Origin of the sequence: Tigheibacillus halophilus (genome assembly GCF_042683165.1) — a bacterium.
Classification (GTDB): domain Bacteria; phylum Bacillota; class Bacilli; order Bacillales; family Amphibacillaceae; genus Tigheibacillus; species Tigheibacillus halophilus.
Genome location: NZ_JBHUIZ010000003.1, coordinates 509226 through 533406 on the forward strand (window position 1 = coordinate 509226; position 24181 = coordinate 533406).

Annotated in this window: 24 protein-coding genes; 17 read left to right on the top strand and 7 right to left on the bottom strand. The window is 41.2% G+C overall.

The genetic code is table 11. From position 1 onward, the window contains the following. Positions 1-3: 3 nt before the first annotated feature. Genes ACFSMW_RS03070 through lpdA form a run of 3 tightly spaced genes read left to right on the top strand, consistent with a single transcriptional unit; the run spans position 4 to position 3999 of the window. Entirely contained in the window at positions 4-981 is a 978-nt protein-coding gene (locus ACFSMW_RS03070; protein WP_390352910.1) for an alpha-ketoacid dehydrogenase subunit beta, read from the top strand. A 28-nt stretch (positions 982-1009) separates the two neighbouring features. Further along, positions 1010-2587 carry a dihydrolipoyllysine-residue acetyltransferase gene (locus tag ACFSMW_RS03075; RefSeq protein ID WP_390352912.1) on the top strand — a complete coding sequence of 526 codons (1578 nt, stop codon included), beginning with the start codon at positions 1010-1012 and terminating at the stop codon, positions 2585-2587. A 5-nt stretch (positions 2588-2592) separates the two neighbouring features. Continuing rightward, complete coding sequence (gene lpdA / locus ACFSMW_RS03080; protein WP_390352913.1) at positions 2593-3999, top strand: dihydrolipoyl dehydrogenase; 1407 nt, start codon at positions 2593-2595, stop codon at positions 3997-3999. A gap of 222 nt (positions 4000-4221) precedes the next feature. On the opposite strand, the gene ACFSMW_RS03085 is transcribed toward lpdA, so the two are convergent. Next, positions 4222-5742, bottom strand: coding sequence for a glycine betaine uptake BCCT transporter (locus ACFSMW_RS03085; RefSeq protein WP_390352915.1), 1521 nt, complete (start codon positions 5740-5742; stop codon positions 4222-4224). A gap of 227 nt (positions 5743-5969) precedes the next feature. Here ACFSMW_RS03085 and ACFSMW_RS03090 point away from each other — a divergent pair, with 227 nt between their 5' ends. Both ACFSMW_RS03090 and ACFSMW_RS03095 read left to right on the top strand, forming a co-directional pair. Then, the gene (locus tag ACFSMW_RS03090; RefSeq protein WP_390352916.1) at positions 5970-6821 is read left to right on the top strand and encodes a polysaccharide deacetylase family protein; all 852 of its coding nucleotides are present in this window, start codon (positions 5970-5972) and stop codon (positions 6819-6821) included. Between the two features lie 170 nt (positions 6822-6991). Then, positions 6992-7096, top strand: a complete 105-nt coding sequence (locus ACFSMW_RS03095) for a GapA-binding peptide SR1P (protein WP_390352918.1) — start codon at positions 6992-6994, stop codon at positions 7094-7096. 122 nt (positions 7097-7218) lie between these two features. Here ACFSMW_RS03095 and ACFSMW_RS03100 read toward each other — a convergent pair whose 3' ends face one another. Further along, positions 7219-7842 (bottom strand): YktB family protein, encoded by a 624-nt coding sequence (locus ACFSMW_RS03100; protein ID WP_390352920.1) that lies wholly within the window; start codon positions 7840-7842, stop codon positions 7219-7221. Between the two features lie 289 nt (positions 7843-8131). Between ACFSMW_RS03100 and ACFSMW_RS03105 the strand changes: the two genes are divergently transcribed. Continuing rightward, on the top strand, positions 8132-8329 hold the full coding sequence (locus tag ACFSMW_RS03105) for a hypothetical protein (RefSeq protein ID WP_390352922.1): 198 nt from the start codon (positions 8132-8134) through the stop codon (positions 8327-8329). 166 nt (positions 8330-8495) lie between these two features. Continuing rightward, entirely contained in the window at positions 8496-9302 is an 807-nt protein-coding gene (locus ACFSMW_RS03110; RefSeq protein WP_390352924.1) for an inositol monophosphatase family protein, read from the top strand. Between the two features lie 8 nt (positions 9303-9310). On the opposite strand, the gene ACFSMW_RS03115 is transcribed toward ACFSMW_RS03110, so the two are convergent. Then, on the bottom strand, positions 9311-9490 hold the full coding sequence (locus ACFSMW_RS03115; RefSeq protein WP_390352926.1) for a DUF5325 family protein: 180 nt from the start codon (positions 9488-9490) through the stop codon (positions 9311-9313). Between the two features lie 164 nt (positions 9491-9654). Here ACFSMW_RS03115 and ACFSMW_RS03120 point away from each other — a divergent pair, with 164 nt between their 5' ends. Beyond that, positions 9655-9972, top strand: a complete 318-nt coding sequence (locus ACFSMW_RS03120) for a YlaH-like family protein (protein WP_390352928.1) — start codon at positions 9655-9657, stop codon at positions 9970-9972. Positions 9973-10055: 83 nt separating this feature from the next. Here the strand turns inward: ACFSMW_RS03120 and ACFSMW_RS03125 are convergent, their stop codons facing one another. Continuing rightward, positions 10056-10259 (bottom strand): YlaI family protein, encoded by a 204-nt coding sequence (locus ACFSMW_RS03125; RefSeq protein WP_390352929.1) that lies wholly within the window; start codon positions 10257-10259, stop codon positions 10056-10058. 137 nt (positions 10260-10396) lie between these two features. Here ACFSMW_RS03125 and ACFSMW_RS03130 point away from each other — a divergent pair, with 137 nt between their 5' ends. Beyond that, positions 10397-10636 carry a hypothetical protein gene (locus tag ACFSMW_RS03130; protein ID WP_390352931.1) on the top strand — a complete coding sequence of 80 codons (240 nt, stop codon included), beginning with the start codon at positions 10397-10399 and terminating at the stop codon, positions 10634-10636. Between the two features lie 35 nt (positions 10637-10671). Here the strand turns inward: ACFSMW_RS03130 and ACFSMW_RS03135 are convergent, their stop codons facing one another. Both ACFSMW_RS03135 and ACFSMW_RS03140 read right to left on the bottom strand, forming a co-directional pair. Next, complete coding sequence (locus ACFSMW_RS03135; RefSeq protein ID WP_390352933.1) at positions 10672-11259, bottom strand: YhcN/YlaJ family sporulation lipoprotein; 588 nt, start codon at positions 11257-11259, stop codon at positions 10672-10674. Positions 11260-11344: 85 nt separating this feature from the next. Then, positions 11345-11836: a hypothetical protein gene (locus ACFSMW_RS03140; protein WP_390352934.1), complete on the bottom strand. Its 492-nt coding sequence runs from the start codon at positions 11834-11836 to the stop codon at positions 11345-11347. A 363-nt stretch (positions 11837-12199) separates the two neighbouring features. Between ACFSMW_RS03140 and ACFSMW_RS03145 the strand changes: the two genes are divergently transcribed. The 3 genes from ACFSMW_RS03145 (at position 12200) to pyc (ending at position 17294) form a co-directional block, all read left to right on the top strand. Next, the gene (locus ACFSMW_RS03145) at positions 12200-12475 is read left to right on the top strand and encodes an Fpa/YlaN family protein (RefSeq protein ID WP_390352935.1); all 276 of its coding nucleotides are present in this window, start codon (positions 12200-12202) and stop codon (positions 12473-12475) included. 206 nt (positions 12476-12681) lie between these two features. Next, on the top strand, positions 12682-13866 hold the full coding sequence (locus ACFSMW_RS03150; RefSeq protein ID WP_390352937.1) for an FtsW/RodA/SpoVE family cell cycle protein: 1185 nt from the start codon (positions 12682-12684) through the stop codon (positions 13864-13866). Then, a complete protein-coding gene (gene pyc / locus ACFSMW_RS03155) occupies positions 13854-17294 on the top strand; it encodes a pyruvate carboxylase (protein ID WP_390352938.1) in 3441 nt (1146 codons plus the stop codon). The genes ACFSMW_RS03150 and pyc overlap by 13 nt, the downstream gene beginning before the upstream one ends. Before the next feature lie 208 nt (positions 17295-17502). On the opposite strand, the gene ACFSMW_RS03160 is transcribed toward pyc, so the two are convergent. Further along, positions 17503-18465 (bottom strand): COX15/CtaA family protein, encoded by a 963-nt coding sequence (locus ACFSMW_RS03160; protein WP_390352940.1) that lies wholly within the window; start codon positions 18463-18465, stop codon positions 17503-17505. Positions 18466-19262: 797 nt separating this feature from the next. Here ACFSMW_RS03160 and cyoE point away from each other — a divergent pair. The 5 genes from cyoE to ctaF are packed head-to-tail and all read left to right on the top strand — an operon-like array spanning position 19263 to position 24161. Then, positions 19263-20207 (top strand): heme o synthase, encoded by a 945-nt coding sequence (gene cyoE / locus ACFSMW_RS03165; protein ID WP_390352942.1) that lies wholly within the window; start codon positions 19263-19265, stop codon positions 20205-20207. Between the two features lie 48 nt (positions 20208-20255). After that, complete coding sequence (gene coxB, locus ACFSMW_RS03170; RefSeq protein ID WP_390352943.1) at positions 20256-21308, top strand: cytochrome c oxidase subunit II; 1053 nt, start codon at positions 20256-20258, stop codon at positions 21306-21308. A 47-nt stretch (positions 21309-21355) separates the two neighbouring features. Further along, on the top strand, positions 21356-23209 hold the full coding sequence (gene ctaD, locus ACFSMW_RS03175; protein WP_390352945.1) for a cytochrome c oxidase subunit I: 1854 nt from the start codon (positions 21356-21358) through the stop codon (positions 23207-23209). 1 nt (position 23210) lies between these two features. After that, entirely contained in the window at positions 23211-23834 is a 624-nt protein-coding gene (locus ACFSMW_RS03180) for a cytochrome c oxidase subunit 3 (RefSeq protein ID WP_390352947.1), read from the top strand. Between the two features lie 3 nt (positions 23835-23837). Continuing rightward, on the top strand, positions 23838-24161 hold the full coding sequence (ctaF, locus tag ACFSMW_RS03185; protein WP_390352949.1) for a cytochrome c oxidase subunit IVB: 324 nt from the start codon (positions 23838-23840) through the stop codon (positions 24159-24161). The last annotated feature ends 20 nt before the right edge of the window (positions 24162-24181 follow it).

The following is a 24181-nucleotide window of genomic DNA, read 5'->3' on the forward strand; positions in this document are numbered from 1 at the left end:
ATCATGGCACAAAAAACAATGATTCAAGCAATTACCGATGCGATGCGTGTTGAGTTGAAAAATGACGAAAACGTATTGGTTTTCGGGGAAGATGTCGGTAAAAACGGTGGTGTGTTCCGTGCTACAGAAGGACTGCAAGATGAATTCGGTGAAGACCGTGTATTTGATACGCCACTTGCTGAATCCGGAATCGGCGGACTTTCTATCGGTTTGGCTTTGGAAGGATTTCGTCCAGTGCCAGAAATTCAATTCTTCGGCTTTGTATATGAAGTCATGGATTCTATCAATGGTCAAATGGCAAGAATGCGTTATCGTTCCGGTAATACAAAGACAGCACCAATCACGATTCGCTCCCCATTTGGAGGCGGAGTGCACACACCGGAGCTCCACGCTGATTCTCTTGAAGGGCTGATCGCGCAGCAGCCTGGTGTGAAAGTGGTCATTCCTTCCACGCCATATGATGCGAAAGGTTTGCTGATTGCTTCCATTCGTGACAATGATCCAGTCGTATTTTTAGAACATATGAAATTATACCGTTCTTTCCGCGGAGAAGTGCCTGATGAAGAATACACTGTCGAGCTTGGCAAAGCAGATATCAAACGTGAAGGCAAGGACGTTACAATTATTTCATACGGCGCAATGGTGCACGCTGCATTGAAAGCTGCAGATGAATTGGCAAAAGACAACATCGAAGCAGAAGTCATTGACCTGATGACTGTCTCTCCAATCGATTACGAAACAATTATTAAATCAGTAGAAAAAACCAATCGTGTGGTTGTAGTACAGGAAGCACAGCGTCAGGCAGGTATTGCTGCGAATGTTGCAGCTGAAATACAGGAGAGAGCGATTTTACATCTGGAAGCTCCGGTATTGAGGGTGACAGCACCTGATACTGTATATCCATTTTCCGAGGCGGAAGAAGTATGGCTGCCAGATCATAAGGATATTATCAAAAAAGTTAACAATGTAATGAATTTCTAAAAATGTAATAAGACAGGAGGTTGGTTTCATGTCATATCAATTCAAATTGCCTGATATTGGCGAAGGAATCCATGAAGGTGAAATTGTGAAATGGTTCGTCAAGGAAGGCGACGAAGTAAAAGAAGACGATGTGCTCTGTGAAGTGCAAAATGATAAAGCAGTAGTTGAAATTCCATCCCCAGTAGATGGAAAGGTTGAAAAGATACATGTGGAGGAAGGAACAACAGCAACAGTAGGCGATACGATTGTCACTTTTGATGCAGAAGGCCATGAAGAGGAAGAGGAACCAAGTTCATCAGAAGCGCAAAAAGATGAGCAGCAAGCATCAAAATCAAGTGGCTCCTACCAATTCAAACTGCCTGATATCGGTGAAGGAATCCACGAAGGCGAAATCGTCAAATGGTTTATCAAAGAAGGCGACGAGGTAAAAGAAGACGATGTGCTCTGCGAAGTACAAAATGATAAAGCGGTGGTTGAAATTCCGTCCCCAGTAGATGGTACGGTGAAAAAAGTTCATGTTTCAGAGGGAACGACTGCAACGGTAGGCGATACGATCATCACTTTCGATGCAGAAGGCTATGATGATGGCAATACAGCCGAAGAAAGCAATGAAGGAAAAACTGAAACAAAAGAAGCAGCGAAGCCTGCTGCGAAAAAATCTGCTAAAAACGACGATGAGCGTGTCATAGCAATGCCTTCTGTCCGTAAATATGCCCGTGAGCATGAAGTGGATATACATGACGTTACTGGCTCGGGCAAAAACGGACGCATTCTTGTTGAAGATATCGACCAATACTTGAATGGTGATCAACCGGCTGCAGAAACCAGTGAGAAGGAAACAAGCAAAAAAGCTGAGAAACAAGAAAGCAAGAAAGCCGCTGCTAAACCAGCTGCTGCAAGCGAACAGCTTGAAACCCGTGAAAAAATGTCTGGAATCCGCAAAGCGATTGCTAGGCAAATGGTTCAATCGAAATCAAAAGCCCCTCATGTTACATTGATGGATGATGTGGATGTTTCCGAATTGGTAGCACATCGCAAAAAATTCAAGGCGGTCGCAGCTGATCAAAATATTAAGCTGACTTACTTGCCTTATGTTGTGAAAGCACTCGTTTCCGCATTGAGGAAATATCCTATTTTGAATGCGAACGTTGATGATGAAGCAGAAGAAATTGTTTATAAACATTATTACAATGTTGGTATCGCGGCAGACACCGATAAAGGTTTACTTGTACCAGTAGTCAAAGATGCCGATCGTAAATCAATTTTTGCTATTTCACAGGAAATAAATGAATTGGCAGATAAAGCGCGAAATGGTAAACTTACATCGGAGGAAATGAAAGGCGCTTCGAGTACTATCACAAATATCGGTTCTGCTGGCGGTCAGTGGTTCACCCCGGTGCTGAATTATCCGGAGGCTTCAATCTTGGGAATCGGCCGTATTCAGGAAAAACCGGTCGTGCGTGATGGAGAGATCGTTATTGCTCCAGTACTTGCACTCTCATTAAGCTTTGACCACCGCATTGTTGATGGTGCAACTGCACAAATGGCAATGAACCAGGTCAAGCGTTTGTTGAACGATCCACAATTAATCATGATGGAGGCGTAATAATTATGGTAGTCGGAGATTTTCCAATTGATGTTGATACCCTTGTAATCGGTGCGGGTCCTGGCGGCTATGTAGCTGCCATCCGTGCTGCGCAACTGGGTCAGAAAGTGACGATTGTAGAGAAAGATAATTTGGGCGGGGTCTGCTTGAATGTAGGTTGTATCCCATCAAAGGCTATGATCCAGGCGGGCCATCTGACTGAACAAGCTCACGGCAATGAGGAACTGGGAATCAAAACAGAGAATGTTTCTGTTGATTTCTCTAAAGTCCAGGAATGGAAAGGAAAAGTTGTCAAGAAACTAACTTCCGGTGTTGAAGGCTTGCTAAAAGGCAATAAAGTAGAGATTGTCAAAGGAGAAGTATACTTCGTCAATGATCATTCCGTGAAAGTAATGGATGAAAAACAGTCTCAAACTTATCATTTTAACAACTGCATCATTGCTACCGGTTCAAGACCTATTGAAATTCCGGGATTCAAATTCTCCGAACGTGTGCTCGATTCGACGGGTGCATTGAATTTAAAAGAAATTCCTAAGAAATTGGTCGTAATCGGCGGCGGATATATCGGTACTGAGCTTGGAAGCGCGTATGCCAATTTCGGTACTGAAGTGACTATTCTTGAAGGCGCCAAAGATATTCTTGGCACTTTTGAAAAACAAATGACACAGCTTGTTAAAAAGCGTTTGAAAAAGAATAACGCCACAATTGTCACTGAAGCAATGGCTAAAGGCGCCGAGGAAACAAAAAATGGCGTTAAAGTAACATATGAAGCCAAAGGAAACACGGAAACAATTGAAGCCGACTATGTCCTTGTAACCGTTGGCCGTCGACCAAACACTGACGAAATCGGTCTGGAGCAAGCAGGCGTTGAAGTTGGTGAAAGAGGCCTGATTAACGTTGATAAGCAATCTCGCACAAATGTTAAAAACATTTATGCAATTGGCGACATCGTGCCTGGTTTACCGCTTGCCCATAAAGCATCGTATGAAGGTAAAATAGCTGCAGAAGCGATTAGCGGAGAAAAATCTGAAATTGATTATCTTGGCATGCCTGCGGTTGTATTCTCGGATCCGGAGCTTGCTTCGGTTGGATATACGGAGAAGGAAGCGAAGGATGCTGGATACGATGTGAAAGCTTCTAAATTCCCATTCGGCGCAAATGGTCGTGCATTATCTTTGAACAATGCTGATGGATTCATGAAGTTGATCACACGCAAAGAAGATGGGCTTGTTATCGGTGCTCAAATTGCAGGGCCGAATGCAAGTGACATGATTGCTGAACTAGGATTGGCAATTGAATCAGGAATGACTGCAGAAGATATTGCTTTGACAATCCATGCGCATCCTTCCTTGGGAGAAATAACCATGGAAGCCGCAGAAGTAGCGCTTGGAACACCAATCCATATGCTATAAAAATGATTTCGTACACCTTGAAGAGTGTATCTGTTGCCAGCAGGTACGCTCTTCATTTATTTGCCGTTAGCAGGCTTAGATGATGGATAGAAGCATGGTTTTCAGCTAACCCCTTTATGGCAAAAAAAACCGTCCATTTGGCTTGCAGCAGCCAAATGGACGGTTTTTTTGTATCACTAAGGATCTAAATATAGAAGCTTTTTTAATGAACTTCAGCTCTCCTTATTTCTTTTGCATTTCAATTCGTCGTGCCTCTTCTTTCAGCGATTTGATCGTCGATATCATAACAAGGATCATGATGATAGCAAAAGGGAATGCTGCAATGATGGAGGCTGTCTGCAATGCTGTCAATCCGCCTTGCCATAACAGAACTGCAGCAGCGCCAGATTGAATCATCCCCCAAATGAATTTTACTTTATTAGAAGGATCCAAACTGCCTCCAGTCGTCTGCATACCCAGTACAAAAGTCGCTGAGTCAGCTGAGGTGATGAAGAAGGTGCTAATCAGCAAAATGGAAAGGACAGACATGAATGTTGCCCATGGGAAATGCTGGAGTACTTCAAACAGCGCTGTTTCTTCGCCCATGTCATTAATAGATTGAATAACATTAGCATGCTGGAAAAATTCCAAATCAATGGCAGAGCCGCCAAATACAGCAAACCAAAGCGCTCCGAAAATGGTAGGGACAAGCAATACCCCAAGTACAAATTCCCTGATAGTCCTCCCGCGGGAGACCCTTGCAATAAAAGTACCAACGAATGGAGCCCATGCGATCCACCATGCCCAGTAAAATATTGTCCAATCTTTTATCCACCCTGCGTTTTCCCCATCAAATGGTGCCATACGCAAACTCATTTTTGGGAAATTCGAAACATAGTCGCCTAATGAATTCGTAAACATTTCCAAAATGAATCTGGTCGGACCGAGAATTAACAGAAAGACCATTAAGGCGAATGCCAGCAGGATATTAAGATTACTTAAGTATTTAATCCCTTTATTGAGCCCGGTCATTGCAGATGTCATGAACAAAACAGTCACAATGAGTATGATAATAAGCTCCGTCAAGAAGGTTTGTGAGATTCCGAATACATAAGACAAACCTCCGCTAATTTGTATGGCTCCGAAGCCCAGTGACGTTGCAACACCAAACACGGTAGCGAAAACGACGATAAAGTCAACAAGGGTACCAAGCGGCCCTTTGACATAATTACCGAACAATGGCTCTAATATCGCGCTTACGAGCCCGCTTGATTGCTTTCGGAATTTAAAAAATGCTAAGGCGAGTGCCAGAGTTGCATATGTCGCCCAAGGATGCAGTCCCCAATGGAAGAAACTATATGTCAGCGCATTTTTTGCAGCTTCTTTTGTTTCCGCATCACCATAGGGCGGAGAGTGAAAGTGGGAAATAGGTTCCGCGGCTCCCCAGAATACAAGTCCGATTCCCATGCCTGCACTGAAAAGCATGGCAAACCATGTGATATAGGAATACTCTGGTTTATCTCCAGGCTTTCCAAGCTTAATTCGTCCATATTTGGAGAATATCAGGTACAATGCAAAAACGACAAATCCGGTTACACTGAGCAAATAAAACCAGCCAAATTTATCGACCAGGAACGCTTGAATCACGTTTGTCACATCGTCCAAATTTGCGTGCGGTAAAACAGTTTTCGGTATTATACCCCAAATGATGAATAGGGCTGTTACAATGACAGATATATAAAATACCGGTGTGATTTTCTTCATCCTTCCAATCCTTTCTTTTAAAATAATGGACATAGAAAAAAACTGGAACATATCTTTACTATTTCCAGATGGTTTAATATGATGCGAACGTCCATAACCAGTATATGCCCCGATGGGACAAATTTCAAACGTTAAAAGGCTTTAAAACCATATGTTTCTTAGATATAATATGCATGGATTTAACAAATTTTGGGAATATACAGGTGAAAATGAAAGGAGTGTATCCATTGAAAAAAGTATCTTGGATATTAATTGCTGTATTTTTTGTATTTCTTGCCGCTTGCCAGAGCCAGCAAAGTGTGTCAGGAACAGCTGATAAGAGCGAGAATAATGATAAACAGGAAGATACAACTGACCATAAGGACAAAGATCAACCATCTGAGAAAACAAGTGGGCTACCCAAGCAAGATAAAAAAGAGAAGGAGGAAGCAAAAAAAGCCAAACCTTCATATGAAATGAAGGACAATTGGTATTTGAAGCCAATTAATGGAGAAAAAAATAAAAAGGTCATATTGCTGACCATCGATGATGCACCGGACAAGCATGCGCTCGAGATGGCCAAAACATTAAAAAAACTTAATGCAAAGGCAATTTTTTTTGTAAATGGACATTTTCTAGGAAGTGATGATAAAAAAGCTGAACTGAAAAAAATCCATGATATGGGCTTCACCATTGGTAACCACACATATTCTCATGCATATTTACCTGATTTATCCCCAGCGGAACAAAAAAAGGAAATACTACAAGTGAATGATATGGTTGAAAAGATAACTGGAGAGCGTCCCCAGTTTTTCCGTGCCCCGAATGGAGCCAACACAGAAGTATCTAAAAGGCTTGCCAAAAAAGAGCATATGACTTTGATGAACTGGTCTTATGGTTATGACTTTATGCCGGAATATGAGGATAGGACAAAACTGACTAACATCATGCTGAAAACGAATTTGCTCGGCAATGGAGCTAACTTGCTCATGCATGATCGTGATTGGACGAATGCGGCTTTGAAAGATATTGTAACCGGGTTAAAGGAAAAAGGGTACGCGATGTTAGAGCCCGATAAGATAAAAAGAATTAATGAATAAAAAGTATCTTCTTGGCAGGTTTCGTATAGGTAAAGGAATGACTGTCCCCCCGAATATAGTTGAATAACATGTTTGTTTAATGTGACATACTTTTTAGGGTTGTAAGCGTTTGTATGTTATACTATAATATAAATTAATCAACACATTCAACTTCAAAGGAGATGACCTGAATGGGGACGATTATTTGTCAGGATTGTCAACAAGTAATTGAACATTACGAAGATGAGAAAGTGACAATTCTTTATGGTACGTGTTCAGAATGCAGTCATTCCTAATTTGAGAATAAAAATAGTACACCGGGACCAAAAAAACGCCCGGTGTACTATTTTTTTGAAGCCACAAGCTTTCCTTTTTGTCTAGGATGTAAGAAAATCTTCATGTTAGTATATGATTATCCTTAGCTATATCTTGATTGCATGGCAAGCTGGTAGAAAGGCAACAAAGAATGTATAACCTTTTTGGCTTCCTTGATAAACTGATCACCATCCAGCAGAATTGCATTTTCCTTTGCAATGTTTTTACCCAGAAGGAATTCACATTTTTTTACATCTCTAAACCGCTCTAGATTTTTTTCGGTTATATCAGGAAGATCAATTACTGGTTTTGTCATATGATCGAGCGAAAAGACATAATCACTCGGAAGTGTCTTAAGCTCTGAAAAATGCTTTAAATATGAACTGGCGATTCTTTGTTTACCATCCAATTCATAAATCAATGCAAGCCATATGAAAACACGATCATCCCATAGTCCGATTTGAAAATGCGGGTGTTTTTTGTACCCTCTTTTACTATCTGCGATGGCCAGCCATGTATTATCGGGTGGATTGACGGTTCTTCTGGCATGCTTGGCAATATGCAAAAACATTTCATTTCCAAGTTTGGCCGATAAATCTGCAGCAAGTTCCTCACCTAATTCCGCAAATTTTGGCTGCAGGCGCTCCTGCAGTGCTTTCATTCTATGATCCAGACCCTCAATTGAAAATATGGCGAAGTCTTCATTGTCAAACCCACTAAAAGACATGTTTGCAACAACCTTTCTTTTTAAACGTATTAACACGCTAAGCAACACGCTTAATTCTTATAGATTATAATAATTATTATTAAAGATAATTCACAGTTAGTCAAGCTATATGAATATGCGGTAACGTTTAAAAAAAAGATTCGTGGGTAGTTTACTATTAAGCATCACATAAGCAATGTGCCAGAACGAAAGAGATCAGTATGACATAAAATGAACTAATGATAATGTATGTTTCGCAGATGATAATCACTTGCATTTGCATGAAGAAAAACGAAAAGGATGTGAAAAAATGAAATATGTGATGGAGACAATCAGAAGGAAAGAGCAGCAGGAAAAACTGCCCGTTATTCGAATGGAGATTGATTATGAACTCATGTGTTTGTATGATGCAATGCAAGAGAAAGATAAAGTGAAAATCATCAAAGCGAAAGAAAAATTGAAACATTTATCCAAACAACTGTATCAAATTGAAGAAATGAAGGAATAAACCATGCCACTGGTTGCAGAAAACGTAGCCTCCGCCCAGCATATTATTGCGCCTATTCACAAAGAAAGGAATTGAATTTTATACTTTCCTTATTGCCAAAAAAATGACGATGGTTCTTGCATTTGTTAAAATGTAGATGGAAGATTCTTAGTATGGAGGATATATAATGGATTCAGATTATCGCAATCAATTGTTTGAACAAGCAAAGGAATGGATTTTTAGCGCTGGAAAAAGAATCAGGGAATCTATGCAAGAACCACTTCAGATTGAAACCAAGTCTGACGAGAATGATTTAGTGACTATTGTGGATAAACAAACGGAAAATTTTTTCGCTTCTGCTATCAGGAGCCAGTATCCAGATCATGGATTATTAGGTGAAGAAGGCTATGGGGATGCATTAGACAATCTGGACGGTACTGTGTGGATTATTGACCCGATTGACGGTACAATGAATTTTGTGCATCAAAAAAGGAATTTTAGTATTTCTGTTGGTATCTATCACGATGGTGTTGGGGAAATAGGTTTCATTTATGACGTCATGGAAGAAGTCTTGTACAGTGCGAAGAGGGGAGAAGGAGCATATAAAAATGGAGAACGTCTCCCGAAACTGCAGGAAGAAGTGCCCTTGAAGCGGGCAATTTTGGGAATGAACCATTATTGGCTTTGCAAAAATCGCGTTAGAAATGAACATGTCATGCAGGATTTAGCGAAAACTGTGCGGGGTTTGCGTACCTATGGTTCTGCTGCACTCGAATTTGCATATGTCGCTGAGGGGCTTCTGGATGGGTACATGGCAATGAGTCTTGCACCGTGGGATATTGCTGCTGGAATTATAATTGTTCATGAAACCGGCGGTAAAACCACGGATATTAATGGCAGAAAGTTGGATTTACTGCAAAAATCGCCGATTTTAACTTGCAATCCAAGTTTGCAAAAAAATTTATTGTCATGGCTGGACAAAGGAAGAGAATGAAATAAACCTCATTCTCTCCTTTGTCTTTTTTTCTTAATGGATAGGCCTACTCCCATCAGTGCAAAGCCCAGTATTAAGAACAACATGGTCAGTGATAAACTTCTCAATGCCATTCCGAGCCCCACGCCAATGAACATCAAAATTACCAATGTGGCCAATAGAAATAAAGGCAGGTCGAATTTTTCCATCTATAACACCTCTGCTGCATGAGAATTGAAACGAATAAAGCCACTTGCAAGTATATACCATCCCTAGCGATCTTTCAAAAATTCGTTCGTCATAAGTTTTGCTGGCAACATGAAACAAATTTTAGTATGATAAATGAAGAGGTTAGTATCGATGGGGGATTGTCATGTACATTTACAGTGCGATTTATGACTTGTTTTTAAATCATTTTGGTGATTTTGGTGAAAAACACATGTTTTGGTTATTATATATCGCAAACTTTATTTTTGGTGCAATAGCCTATAAACTTGGCTTTGCAAGAAAATTGCCTTTATTAAAGAACATCGTTGTCTATATATTGCTGGCAGTCGGTATGTTCATCATTACCATTTTCAGTATTATGCGTCTGCCGATGACAGAAAGTCTGATCATCATATCAGCAGTTCTTGCCATTTACCGTTACAGGCTGCATAACCAACGGAAAAGCAAACAATATGGACAGTAAAAAACACACGTGAATCGTGTGTTTTTCTGTGTAATCAGATAGAGGCTTACGCTTTCGTGACCACCTCCATCATCGTTTCGTGCCTATAGCAATTCGTTTTTTCTTTTTCGCTTTCTATACAAACGGAAATCGCCGGAATCCAAATGTTTTTGTGTGTTTTTTTCAATGCGATCATAGCAAGTCTGGCATAGATACATTTTAATTCGCCGGTTTTTTAGCCGCTTGGCTTGTAAAGAGTCATCATCAATCGTTTCTATTATATCGCAAATAACGCATTTGACATCCATATTTTCACCTCTTGTAAAGGGTAGCAAATATACTATAACATATAAATTTTGTTTGTTAAAACGAGAGAAAGATGTGTTTGATTTATAATTAGCAGGGTATAATACAAACAAAGCTGATTTGCGAAAGGAAGTTTCGAATGAAAAAAAGATACTTAGCAGCTATAGGTGCATTAGGTGTCGGTGCCGCAACAAGCTATTTTGCCAAAAGACGAAACAAAGATGACGCGATGAGCGATCCGGTAACGAACGCCGGTGTACCAGATCAAGTAGACCAAAAGGATATCGCCCAGCTGGAAAATGCCAAGATGGTTTCTGAAGGATCGCAATTCGGAGTACAGTACTATAATGAGTTGAAAACAGATGAAGAGGATCACTAAATAAAAAAACAGATCAGGCAAACTGATCTGTTTTTTTATTTATGATGGTTGGATTGCTCATCTTGGATATCGTCCAAATTTTTCTGTTCATCCTTAGGGATCGTTTTTTTGTTTTGATCTGTTTCTTGTGGACGGTTGTGCGGAACAGGAGTTTCTGGCATATATCTGCCGACAATTGCTGCTAATTCGTCGACGACTCCCTGGATAGGATAACCCTGTGAGATTTTATCGGACATGTTACGCAATCGTTGTGTTACATCGCCATCAGCTACAATAACGGCTGTTTTCCCGTATGGGTCATGCTGCATCGCTTCGGCCACGGAATATTTAATTGTTCCAACGCGAGAGCGGTCTAAATCCTTATTCACATCAATGCCGACGACCGCATAGGGACCAGCTACCACTGCAGCGGCGTTGTCGACATCGGGTATATTGGAAGCGACGCCAGACAAGTGATCGGCAATTTGCCTATTTGAAAGTTTTTCCTGTTTATATTGACTGGAATTCTTGACATGTTCGACTTTTTGATCCGTCACACGATCAGGCAAAGCACTTTGGTTGTTTTTTTGGCAGCCGGTGAATATCAGGCAGACAACTGAAAACAACAGCAATATTCTATACATGAGATGCTTCCTCCTTGATATAGGGATTTGTTATATCTCTATTTTTAGTTGGAAGCTTTAATTTATGCAAAAGAGATTGTTGAAATCAGACTATCTCGATTTTCTTGACATACTTGATAGGGTTCCCCTGATTACTGCCATCTTTAAAAAGAACATGTACAGGTCCATCAACAGTCAGGGGTTTGCCATCCAAAGCGAAAAGGAAGTAACTGTTGCGCAGTTCGTCCAAACTCAAAGTTGTTATATCCGCTCCGGTTCCCAGATGTGCTCCTGTCGCGTCATTAGCAATGCCGGCATTTTTTAAAAAAGCATCCACCGGCATAACATAAGAGTTATTTAATACATCCTTTCCCCGCACTTTCGCAACATGGTCCGGAAAAAAATTAGGCTCTTCTAGTTGTGCGAATTCTCTATTGAAGCGTTGTGCCGCTTTTTGTGAATAATCATCGGCTTCCTTTTCCACTGGCAAGGACTGTGTAAATGCTTCTTCAAGTTTGATTTTACGATTATCAAATATCCATACTGTCGGGTCTAGCGTTATTTGGTAAGCAACTTTTCCAGTTATTGGTATAATCATCGTGATCCGCCCTTCTTTCAATCTTTATTCCATTAGAATAGCAGAACGCGACATAAATTTCATCTCCCAGAATTTTTGTGCTTCATGTCGAAATGATCTGGTGCAAAACAAATCCTTTGTTAAGCAGGAGTTAAAGCAATTTACAACAAAAAGATTTTGTTTGCATTTTCCTACTGCAAACGATAATATAATATAGAAGATGACTCGTTTGTCTGTTACATCACTTGGAATAAAATCCACGTTGATAAGTTCGGGGCGATGCGCATATATTAACAGGCAGATAATAGAAATGATGACATAATAATCATATGAAACATCATATTGGATATACGCGTATGAATTCAATTGGAGGGGATAATGTTGATGCCTGAGATAACTGTTGATCATCGCGAAAAAGCCTATGCCCTTCTTAAGGCTGATGCGGATAAGATATTAAGGCTTATTGAAGTACAAATCGAAAATCTTACAATGCCACAATGCCCTTTATATGAGGAAGTTCTGGATACGCAAATGTACGGACTTTCCAGAGAGATAGATTTCGCCATCCGCTTGAATCTTGTAGGAGAGCTAGAAGGGAAAGCCTTGCTGGAAAACCTGGAAAGGCAGCTGAATGTATTGCATGAGGCTGCTCAGAACTGATAAGACCCAATTGCTGCAGCAAAAGAGGGCAAGCTTTTAAACGCAAAACTTTGTCATCATTTATATTGGGACAAAGTTTTTTTTATTAAAAAATCCACTTGAACAATTAAAGACAAATATGACACACTAATTTTAAAATGTGTTATACTAATAATGATCTTTTTTGTATGCATCTGCTGTGGATTGGAATTTTGGGGAGATTGCTGATGATAAAAAAGATTAAGAAATACGATTTCACGCTTATCATAACGCCAATACTTCTGGCGGCATTTGGCGCAGTCATGATATACAGTGCCAGCATGGTGACAGCTGTCATGGAAAATCATCGTGCCACGTTCTACTTTTTCAAGCAGTTGCAGTGGTTTGCGATTAGCTTGATTGGATTTATCGTTTGTAGTATGATTCCATACAAGTATTATCAAAAACTGATGAAAGTGATTATTTTGATTATTGTCATCCTGCTGGTGGCTGTTTTGTTCTTTGGAACGATAAGAGGCGGGGCCAGATCATGGTTCATAATTGGACCGATAAGCATTCAACCTGCTGAATTTGCAAAACTGGGTCTGATCATGTATCTGGCATCCATCTATTCCAAAAAGCAATCCTATATCAACCATTTCAGTTCTGCTGTTTTGCCGCCACTTGTCATGACGGCTTTTATCCTTGGACTTATAGCACTTGAGCCTGACATCGGGACTTCTGCAATCATATTTTTGATTGCCTGCAGTGTCATTTTCAGTTCGGGGATCCGATTTAAGCATCTTGTGTTCCTTATGTTAATCGGACTTGTAGTGTTGGCAATCGCGATACCTAATATGGTGACGGATGTAAGAATTTCTCGTTTCGTCGGCGCTTACCAGCCATTCCAAGTCCCTGATAAAGATGGCTACCATTTGATACAATCCTATCTGGCAATCAGCGGCGGTGGTCTTACTGGTGAAGGACTTGGTGGCAGTATCCAGAAGCTCGGATATCTGTTCGCGGCTCATACTGATTTCATCATGGCTATTGTAGCTGAAGAACTTGGCTTTTTTGGGGTGCTAATCGTCATAGGAATGCTTGCACTCATTGTGTTGAGAGGTATCTATATTGCGAGAAAGTGCCGCGACGGTTTTGGCGCCTTGTTGGCAATCGGTATTTCATCTATGGTTGGCATTCAGGCGTTCATCAATCTTGGTTCAATCAGTGGTATATTGCCGATAACTGGTGTGACATTGCCGTTCGTTAGCTATGGTGGTTCATCCTTGCTTATTCTTATGATTTCTATGGGGGTATTAAACAATATCGCGATGACTGTTAAACAAAATGACGAGCACCCTGTAAAAGAAAAGCATCCACAGCAGGAAAAGCAATTTTATCAGGTTAGAGGGGGAAGGAAATGGAGCAGTTAAATCACATCAAAAAAGTGCTTGTAGCAAACCGTGGGGAAATTGCGATTCGTATATTCCGAGCTTGTACCGAGCTCGGATTACGAACGGTAGCAATCTATTCACAAGAAGATTCAGGATCCTATCACCGATATAAAGCTGATGAGTCTTATTTGGTCGGATCGGGGAAAAAGCCGATAGATGCGTATCTTGATATTGAGGGAATTATAAAAATCGCTAAACAAGTCGGTGTAGATGCTATACACCCGGGTTACGGTTTTTTATCAGAAAATATCCACTTTGCAAAAAGATGTGAAGAAGAAAACATCATATTCATCGGCCCCTCCAGCGAGCATTTACATATGTTCGGAGATAAGGTGAAAGCGAGAGAACAAGCTCAAAAAGCTGATCTGCCTGTCATCCCGGGAAGTGACGGTCCTGTGCGTTCAATGGAAGAAGTAGAAGCGTTTGGCGAAAAGCACGGCTACCCAATCATCATTAAGGCATCGCTTGGAGGCGGCGGCAGGGGTATGCGTATTGTTCGAAGCGCTACTAATCTTTCTGAAGCTTATGATCGTGCAAAGTCGGAGGCCAAAGCTGCTTTTGGCAATGATGAAATTTATGTTGAAAAATTGATTGAGCATCCAAAACATATTGAAGTGCAGATCATCGGCGACAAGCACGGAGAGTTAGTCCATTTGTATGAGCGGGACTGTTCTGTACAGCGCCGGCATCAAAAATTGGTTGAAATCGCTCCGAGCGTCTCCCTGTCAAAAACAATGCGTCAGAGTATTTGTGAAGCTGCTGTCCGTCTTATGAAAAATGTAGATTATACCAATGCCGGTACAGTAGAGTTTTTAGTGACCGGTGAGGCATTTTATTTCATTGAGGTAAATCCTCGTGTTCAAGTAGAACATACAATCACTGAAATGATTACCGGGATTGATATTGTTCAAACGCAAATCAAAATAGCGGATGGACAGCGTTTATCAGACCCAGACCTTGCAATCGAACAAGATAAAATACAATGCAATGGCTATGCTATTCAATCACGTGTGACGACTGAAGATCCGCTGAATAACTTCATGCCTGATACTGGGAAGATCAATGTTTACCGTAGTGGTGGGGGATTTGGTGTAAGGCTCGATGCAGGAAATGGTTTTCAGGGAGCTGAAATCCTTCCATTTTACGATTCATTGCTTGTGAAAGTATCGACGTGGGCGCTGACTTTTGAGCAATCTGCACAGAAAATGGTCAGAAATCTCAAGGAATTCAGGATTCGAGGTATTAAAACAAATATTCCTTTCCTCGAAAATGTCATGGTTCATCCAAAATTTATGAATGGCCAGTATGACACAACTTTTGTCGATGAAACACCAGAACTATTTGTTTTTCCAAAAAGGAAAGACCGCGGGACAAAAATGTTGACTTTCATTGCGGATACGACCGTTAACGGCTTTGAGGGGATGACACCGCAAAAAAAACCAGATTTTGAAACACCTAAAATACCAAAAATCGATTATTTACAGCCTGTGCCGGATGGAACAAAACGAATACTGGAAGAACAGGGTCCTGAAGGCGTCGTCGACTGGCTGAAAGAACGAAAAGAAGTGCTTTTGACCGACACGACTTTCCGTGATGCACATCAATCTTTGTTAGCGACAAGGGTACGGACGAAGGATATTGTGAAAATTTCTGAATCCACCGCAAGACTGTTGCCTGAACTCTTTTCCGTAGAAATGTGGGGCGGGGCGACTTTTGATGTGTCCTACCGTTTCTTGAAAGAAGATCCATGGGACAGATTGCTCAAACTGCGCAAACTGATGCCTAATGTATTATTTCAAATGCTGCTAAGAGCGAGTAATGCTGTCGGATATAAAAATTATCCCGATAATGTCATTAAACAATTTGTAGAAAAAAGTGCCTCAGCGGGCATCGATGTATTCCGTATATTTGACAGCCTGAACTGGTTGGATGGCATGAAGCCTGCGATACAAGCAGTCCGTGAAAACAATAAAATCGCGGAGGTGGCAATTTGTTATACAGGCGATATCTTAGACGCAAGCCGCACGAAATATAATTTACAGTACTACAAACAACTGGCTAAGGACCTTGAAGAGTCAGGGGCTCATATTCTAGCTATCAAAGACATGGCTGGTTTATTGAAGCCGGAAGCAGCGTATCAGCTTGTCTCAGAATTGAAGGAAACTGTTGGTTTGCCGTTGCATTTGCATACGCATGATACTAGCGGGAACGGAATTTACACCCTTGCCCGTGCAATCGATGCGGGAGTAGATATCGTTGATGTTGCCTGTTCTTCAATGGCTGGGTTAACATCACAGCCAGGTGCGCAGTCCCTATACCATGCTTTGGAGGGAAAAGACCGGCAGCCGAAAGTAAATGTGGAGGCCTTTGAAAAACTTTCCAGCTATTGGGAAGACGTGCGTTCTTATTATAAAGAATTTGAAAGCGGCATGAAATCTCCGCATACAGAAATATATTTCCACGAAATGCCTGGCGGCCAATACAGCAACCTGCAACAACAAGCTAAAGCAGTTGGGCTTGGAGAACGTTGGAATGAAGTGAAGGCAATGTTTCGCAAGGTGAATGATATGTTCGGCGACATTGTGAAGGTGACGCCTTCATCTAAAATAGTCGGAGACTTGGCTCTATTCATGGTGCAAAATAACTTGACAGAAGATGATATATACGAAAAAGGGGAAGCGATCGATTTTCCGGATTCTGTGATTGAATTCGCACAAGGTTACATTGGCCAGCCTTACCAAGGATTCCCACAGGAATTACAGCGAATTATTTTGAAGGGTAAAAAGCCAATCTCAGAGAGACCGGGTGCATTGTTGGAACCAGTGGATTTTAAAGAACTAAATCAAAAGTTATTCAAGCAGCTTGACAGGCAGGTGACAAGCTTTGATATGATTGCCTATGCCCTGTATCCGAAGGTATTCATGGATTATCACCGTTTCACAGCAAAATATGGCGATGTATCCGTGCTGGATACCCCAACGTTTTTTTATGGCATGCGTTTAGGTGAAGAAATTGAAGTAGAGATAGAAAAAGGGAAGACATTGTTTGTCAAACTGGTTTCGATTTCCGAACCTCGCTCCGATGGTACGAGAGTTGTCTATTTTGAGCTGAATGGCCAAAGAAGGGAAGTAGTTGTGCGCGACCATAATATCAGTTCAGATGTACTGGCACGACCTAAAAAAGATCCGGATAACGATAAGCATATCGGGGCGACAATGCCAGGCACAGTGGTCAAGGTGTTATGCCAAAAAGGTGAGAAAGTACAAAAAGGTGATTATTTAGTGATCACCGAAGCTATGAAAATGGAAACGACAATTCAGGCGCCTTCTGCTGGTGTAATCAAAGATATACACGTTCAAAATGGAGAAGCGATCACTGTAAATGATCTTTTACTGGAACTTGAGTAAAAAGAAACCTGTGTCACAGATTTGTGATGCAGGTTTCTTTTTTGGCTATTTTGTTGTTTGCTATGATAGAGAGGCGTACAGAACTTTAGCTTCTTTACTGCGTGTTCACGACTGCGTGTTCACGATTGCTTCGGTTGTTTCTTTCATCTTCCAGAGAAAAAACAATGTCGAAGATTTGATTCAAGGTCTTAAGAAGTGAACTTTATGCTCATGATTTTGCATAATGTTCCAGGTCAGTTGTGTTCCGCTTTGTTTTCACCGTGGAATTGGATGCACACCGTCCAGACAACAACACATAGTAGCACAAGAGACTGAAGAAACAAGAGATTACTAACGCATGCATTAGAGCTATCCCGAGATTCAATGTGGTAAAGATAACCATCGCACCGAAGAACACCTGGAAGAAAATCAGTATAATGAGTGTCATACTTCCCCAAAACATAACTTTATTGCCTTTATAATAGCGTAATGTCCTGAGAAATAAACTCAATGTCCATATAAAAAGAACAGCTGCAGCAAGTCTATGTCCCATCTGAATCCATTGATCAAGCCGGAAGTCTGCAAATGCAAATGGCGCGTTATTTGTACAAAATGGCCAGTCTTTGCAAACCAGGCTGGCGTGGGCGTGACGAACGAGGGCCCCGGTATACACGACAAACAGCGTATAGCATGTCAGTAAGTATATTTCAATACGATGTTTTTTCTGGATGAACAACCGGCTGGTATCCATTTTTTTATCCACTTCAAAAATGAGCAGCATTAATAAAAACACCGCTGCAAAAGAGATAAGTGAAATACCGAAGTGTAATGCCATAACAAAATCGGATTGTCCCCATTTAACAGCCGCAGCACCAATCAATGCTTGCAGCACGAGGAAAAAAATCGACATGAAGGATAAAAATTTGACTTCCCGTATATGTCCAAGTCTCTTCCACGCTAAGAAAGACAGAACAGCCACGATCATAGCTCCTATTCCAGAAACGAGACGATGACTCAGTTCAATGATAAGTTCCGGAGTGATATCGCTGGGAAGTAATTTCCCTTCACAAAGAGGCCAACTTTTCCCGCATCCGGCACCAGAACCGGTTTTAGTAACAAGGGCCCCGCCAATCAATACGAAAATCATGCAAATGGTAGAAACGACTGCTAGCCATTTTAGTGTTTTAGTCATATAATTCCCCACTTCAACATTTCAATAGGTAAATGCACATATCGATTATTATAACCGCAATAAGCGACATTTACCAAAACAACCACTTCTTAATAAGGATAATATCATTCCGTCATGAAAGGCAATATGTTTATGAGTAAAATTTCTATATGTCACAAATTTGTCTAATATGATGAGGTAAACACTTTTTTCATGATGGAAATAGTAAATATCGCTTGCAAATTCGCCTTTATTTTGCTAGAAATATTGTAGGACCTATTTGCCATGCCTTGTTGAATGCATGCTTTTTTTGAAGGAGCCACGATATAATTGAAATAAAACTTTTAGTATTTATATCGGCTTATCACCTGCAGATGGCAATTGATTCGCCTATGATTTTTCAGTGTTACAAAAGCGCTGTCATGAAGGATCTCTCGAAAAATTCAAACAAAATGGCAAGTGGCCGAATGGCTGCGTGTAATGAGGGGAAATCAGTTTTGCGCTGAAAAAAGCCGCAAAAGCTGTCTTTTCCTATGTTTAAAATTGTTAGGGATTCGACAGACTATGGCATCCATTGCTTGCTGTGGACAGGGTGGCCGGTTATGTTTCGGCGTTTCAAGTACATTCAACAATTTCTATGCTGGCAGCAAAGTCCTCGTAATAAAGTTTGGAGAAATGATGCGATGATGTGAATTAGATTGCGAACCTTTTCCATGGTACAATGTATAGGGACAGGAATGTACAAACGAAATCAGGGCATGTTAAGAATTACATCATTACGTCCAAAACGTGTACAGTAAAGGAGGGGATAAATCATAATGAACAAAGTTGAATCATCGTCTGCTCCATTAGTTTCAGAGACGACTGTTGTCCCGCCTGAAAAAACAAACACTTCCTTCATATCGGATATGAAGTCCTTGCTGAAAGTTGGAATCATTAATTCAAATTTGATCACTGCATTTGTCGGATTTTGGCTGGCATTGCATTTTTCACAGGAAACTTTCCGAGACCATTGGGGGACATTTTTGCTAGTGATGCTCGGCAGCGGACTGGTGATTGCCGGAGGATGTATCCTGAACAACTGGTACGATGCAGATATCGACCCAGTTATGAAGCGAACGAAAGGCCGTCCCACTGTTACAGGGACAATATCTATGAGAACAGTATTCTTCATGGGTCTGACGGCTACGCTTTTGGGTCACGTCTTACTGTTATTTACGACAATTCAGGCTACACTATGGGCATTTTTTGGGTGGTTTACTTACGTCGTGCTTTATACGATGTGGTCCAAGAGAAGGTACACACTCAACACGATCATCGGCAGTTTTTCTGGTGCCGTGCCTCCACTCATCGGCTGGATGGCAATCAAGCCCGAACTTGATGTGATACCAGTCATTTTGTTTTTAACAATGTTCATTTGGCAAACGCCACATTTTTTGGCACTTGCCATGAAAAAATGCGAAGAGTATCGCGCTGCAGGCGTACCGATGCTTCCCGTTGTGTATGGTTTTGAATTTACAAAGCGGCAGATTATCGTGTACATTGCATGCTTGCTGCCATTGCCGTTTCTAATGTCATCGCTGGGAAACGTCTTTGTAATCGCAGCAACGGCATTGAATCTGGGGTGGCTCGTTCTGGGCATTACAGGGCTTTTTAAAAAAGACGATTTGAAATGGGCCAACAAGATTTTCATTTACTCGTTAAATTATCTTATGATCTTGTTTTTGCTGATGGTAGTCGTCACCGTTGATTTTTCGTTTTAAGAAGCTTTAAAAATTCTGGCTAATGAAGAGAAAGAGAGGTAAGAATTCATGAAAGGTTGGATGGGAAAACTTAAAGTTTTTTCTCTGTTGGGCTTTCTGACGTTTGCCTTGGCGGGCTGCGGAAAAGAAAACTTGTCTGCATTGATGCCGAAGGGATACAGTGCCCATACTTCTATGAAGCTAATCATTCTGACAGCCGTTATCATGACTTTTGTATTTCTGGTGGTAATGGTTGTGTATGTAATTGTCCTGCTTCGTTTTCGAAAAAAGAAAGGTCAAGAAGATTACATACCTAAACAAGTGGAAGGACATGTTGGACTGGAAACAGTCTGGACAATCATTCCGATCATTTTGCTTTTGGTGATCGCTATCCCGACGACTATCGCGACTTTTGATCTCGCCGACGATGCTGATGCCAGCAAGCAAATTAATGTCGATGTCACAGGGAACCAATTCTGGTGGCATTTCAATTATACGGGGGATAAGGTGCAAACGAGTCAGGACTTGTATATCCCTACTGGTAAAACCGTATATTTGCATTTGAAATCTTCTGATGTCATCCATTCATTCTGGGTGCCAGCGCTTGCGGGTAAAATAGACGCTAACACGGAAAACACGAATACAATGAAATTACAAGCGGATGAAGAAGGCGTTTATTGGGGCAAATGCGCAGAGTTTTGTGGAGATAGTCACTCCTTGATGGATTTCAAGGTTATTGCTGTAAGTCCTGATAAATATGACAAATGGATAAAAGATATGAAAAACTTTAAACCTGATCAAAAGCCGGAAACTGCTGCTGCTCAGGAAGGTAAGGATCTTTTCAAAGACAAGAACTGCATGGGCTGTCATGCGATAGGTTCATCACCGATTCAAACAGCTCCGAACTTGACGGATTTCGGTAACCGTACAAAACTTGCGGGTGTAAAAGAACCGACAAAAGAAAACATCATGAAATGGATTCAAGATCCTGAATCCATGAAGCCGGGGAATAAAATGACTGGAAAATATCCGTCGGTTTCAAAAGACGAAGCTGAAAAACTTGCTGAATATCTGATGCAGCTTAAACCATCTGATGTTACACCGAAAAGCGTCAGTAAGTAAGTTGTTTGAATGAATGGGATGAAAGAAATAAAAGGGAGGTTAAACCTGTGAGTGAAGCAGCTATGCAAAAAAAGGGTGTTGGATCGGTTATCTGGGAATATCTGACTACCATCGACCACAAGAAAATTGCTCATCTGTACCTGTTGGGTGGCGGTTTGTTTTTCATTCTTGGCGGTCTTGAAGCAATGGTTATCCGTATCCAGCTGATGAAACCCGAAAATGATTTTGTTAGTGCAGGTTTATATAATGAAGTAATTACCATGCATGGTACTACCATGATATTTTTAGCAGCAATGCCGTTGCTGTTGGGTTTGATGAATGCCGCGATGCCATTGCAAATCGGAGCCCGCGATGTCGCGTTCCCATTCTTGAACTCGCTCGGTTTTTGGCTGTTCATGTTTGGCGGAATTCTACTTAACTGTAGTTGGTTCATGGGTGGTGCGCCAGATGCAGGATGGACTGCATATGCACCACTGTCCACAACTTCGCCGGGACATGGCGTCGACTTTTATATCGCCGGTTTACAGATTGCAGGGGCAGGGACTTTAATCGGCGGTATCAACTTTTTGGTGACAATCATCAATATGCGTGCACCAGGTATGACATACATGCGGATGCCTTTGTTCACATGGACAACGTTCATCACAAGCATCTTAATCTTGTTTGCTTTCCCAGCATTGACTGTCGGCTTATTTCTGCTGATGTTTGAACGCATGTTTGGGGCAGCATTCTTTGATGTTTCTCTAGGTGGTAATGCGATTATTTGGCAACACCTTTTCTGGATATTCGGGCACCCAGAAGTTTATATCCTGATTTTACCTTGTTTTGGTATCTTCAGTGATGTATTCTCTACATTTTCGAAAAAACGCCTGTTTGGATATACTGCCATGGTTTTTGCAACCATTGTCATTGCTTTTCTTGGTTTCATGGTTTGGGCTCACCATATGTTCACAGTTGGGCTGGGTCCTGTTGCAAACACCATCTTCTCTATTGCAACAATGGCGATTGCAGTGCCTACAGGTATTAAAATATTCAACTGGCTTGCAACATTATGGGGCGGAACGATCACAATCAATTCCGCAATGCTTTGGAGTCTCGCGTTCATTCCATCATTTACAATCGGTGGGATGACAGGTGTCATGGTTGCGACAGTCGCTGCCGACTACCAGTATCATGACACATATTTCGTTATCGCTCACTTCCACTATGTTATTGTAGGTGGTACTGTGTTCGGTATATTTGCGGGTCTGCACTACTGGTGGCCGAAAATGTTTGGCCGGATATTAAACGAGGCGCTAGGTAAATGGGCGTTCTGGTTATTCTTTATCGGATTCCACCTGACATTCTTTATCCAGCATTTCCTTGGATTGATGGGTATGCCACGTCGTTACTGGGTATTCTTGAAAGACCAAGGACTTGATACAGGGAATCTGATAAGCTCTGTAGGTGCATTTTTCATGGCTGCTGGTGTGATCATCTTCTTTATCAATATCATTTACACAGCGGCGAAAGGCGAAAAGACACCTGGAGATCCGTACGACGGAAGAACATTGGAATGGTCTATTCCATCACCGCCGGCACATTACAACTTTAAACAGTTGCCTTTAGTTCGGGGACTTGATCCTTTGTGGATTGAGAAAATGGAAGGTAATGGCAAGATGACTCCGGCGGAACCACTTGGTGATATCCATATGCCGAATAATTCTTTCATTCCATTTGTAATGTCATTAGGATTCTTCATTGCTGGTTTCGGTTTTATCTACCACAATGATACTGTTCTGGGAACGATTGCTATGTTCGGTGGTATGGCTATCGGTTTGCTGGCGATGCTGACAAGATCTCTGAAGGATGACCTTGGGCATCACATCAAAAAAGAAGAACTGGAAAAGGAGGCTGAATAATATGAGTCACGATGAAGTATTACATCCCGAAACTTTTCCGGAATCACCTGAAAAAGCCACCATGGAAGGAAAAAATAAATTTCTTGGTTTCTGGTTCTTTCTAGGCGGTGAGACAGTCCTTTTTGCCAGTTTGTTTGGAACATACCTCTCTTTGCGACATTCAACGGCAGACGGTCCTTCCGCTCATGAAATGTTTGGGCTGGATCTGGTTTTCATAATGACAGTACTGCTGTTGACGAGTTCTTTGACAAGTGTTTATGCCATGTATCATATGAGAAATAATGAATTCAAGAAAATGATGCTTTGGCTTGGTATTACAGGGTTACTTGGACTGGGTTTCCTCTCTTTGGAAATTTATGAGTTTACGCATTACATTACGGAATATGGTTTCACTTTCCGTTCATCAGCTTTTGGATCTGCATTTTATACATTGGTTGGTTTTCACGGCGGGCACGTGACATTCGGAATCCTTTGGCTTGCTGCTCTAATGGTACGCAATGCTAAAAGAGGACTGAACTTATATAATGCACCGAAATTCAATACATTCAGCTTGTATTGGCATTTCATTGATGTCGTTTGGGTATTTGTATTTACCGTTGTTTATCTCATGGGAAAGGTGGGTTAATCAATGACTGATAACACTAATACCAACAAAGTCTCAGAGTACCAGAAGCTTAAGAACAAAGAAGAAATGAAAAGACATTTGATTTCATTTGCAATGATGATTGCTGCGACGCTTATCGCTTTTGCAATCGTCGCAACGGACATCATGAGCAAAATGTATGCTGTGCCAGTTCTGATTTTGCTTGCGGTCATTCAAGTCGGTTTTCAATTCTATTACTTCATGCATCTGAAAGAAAAAGGGCATGATATGCCATCCCTTATGATATATGGTGGTATTTGGGTAGCATTTATGACTGTTTTGACTTTAGGCGCTATCACTTGGTGGTAAGCAGGCAATTGCATAATTCA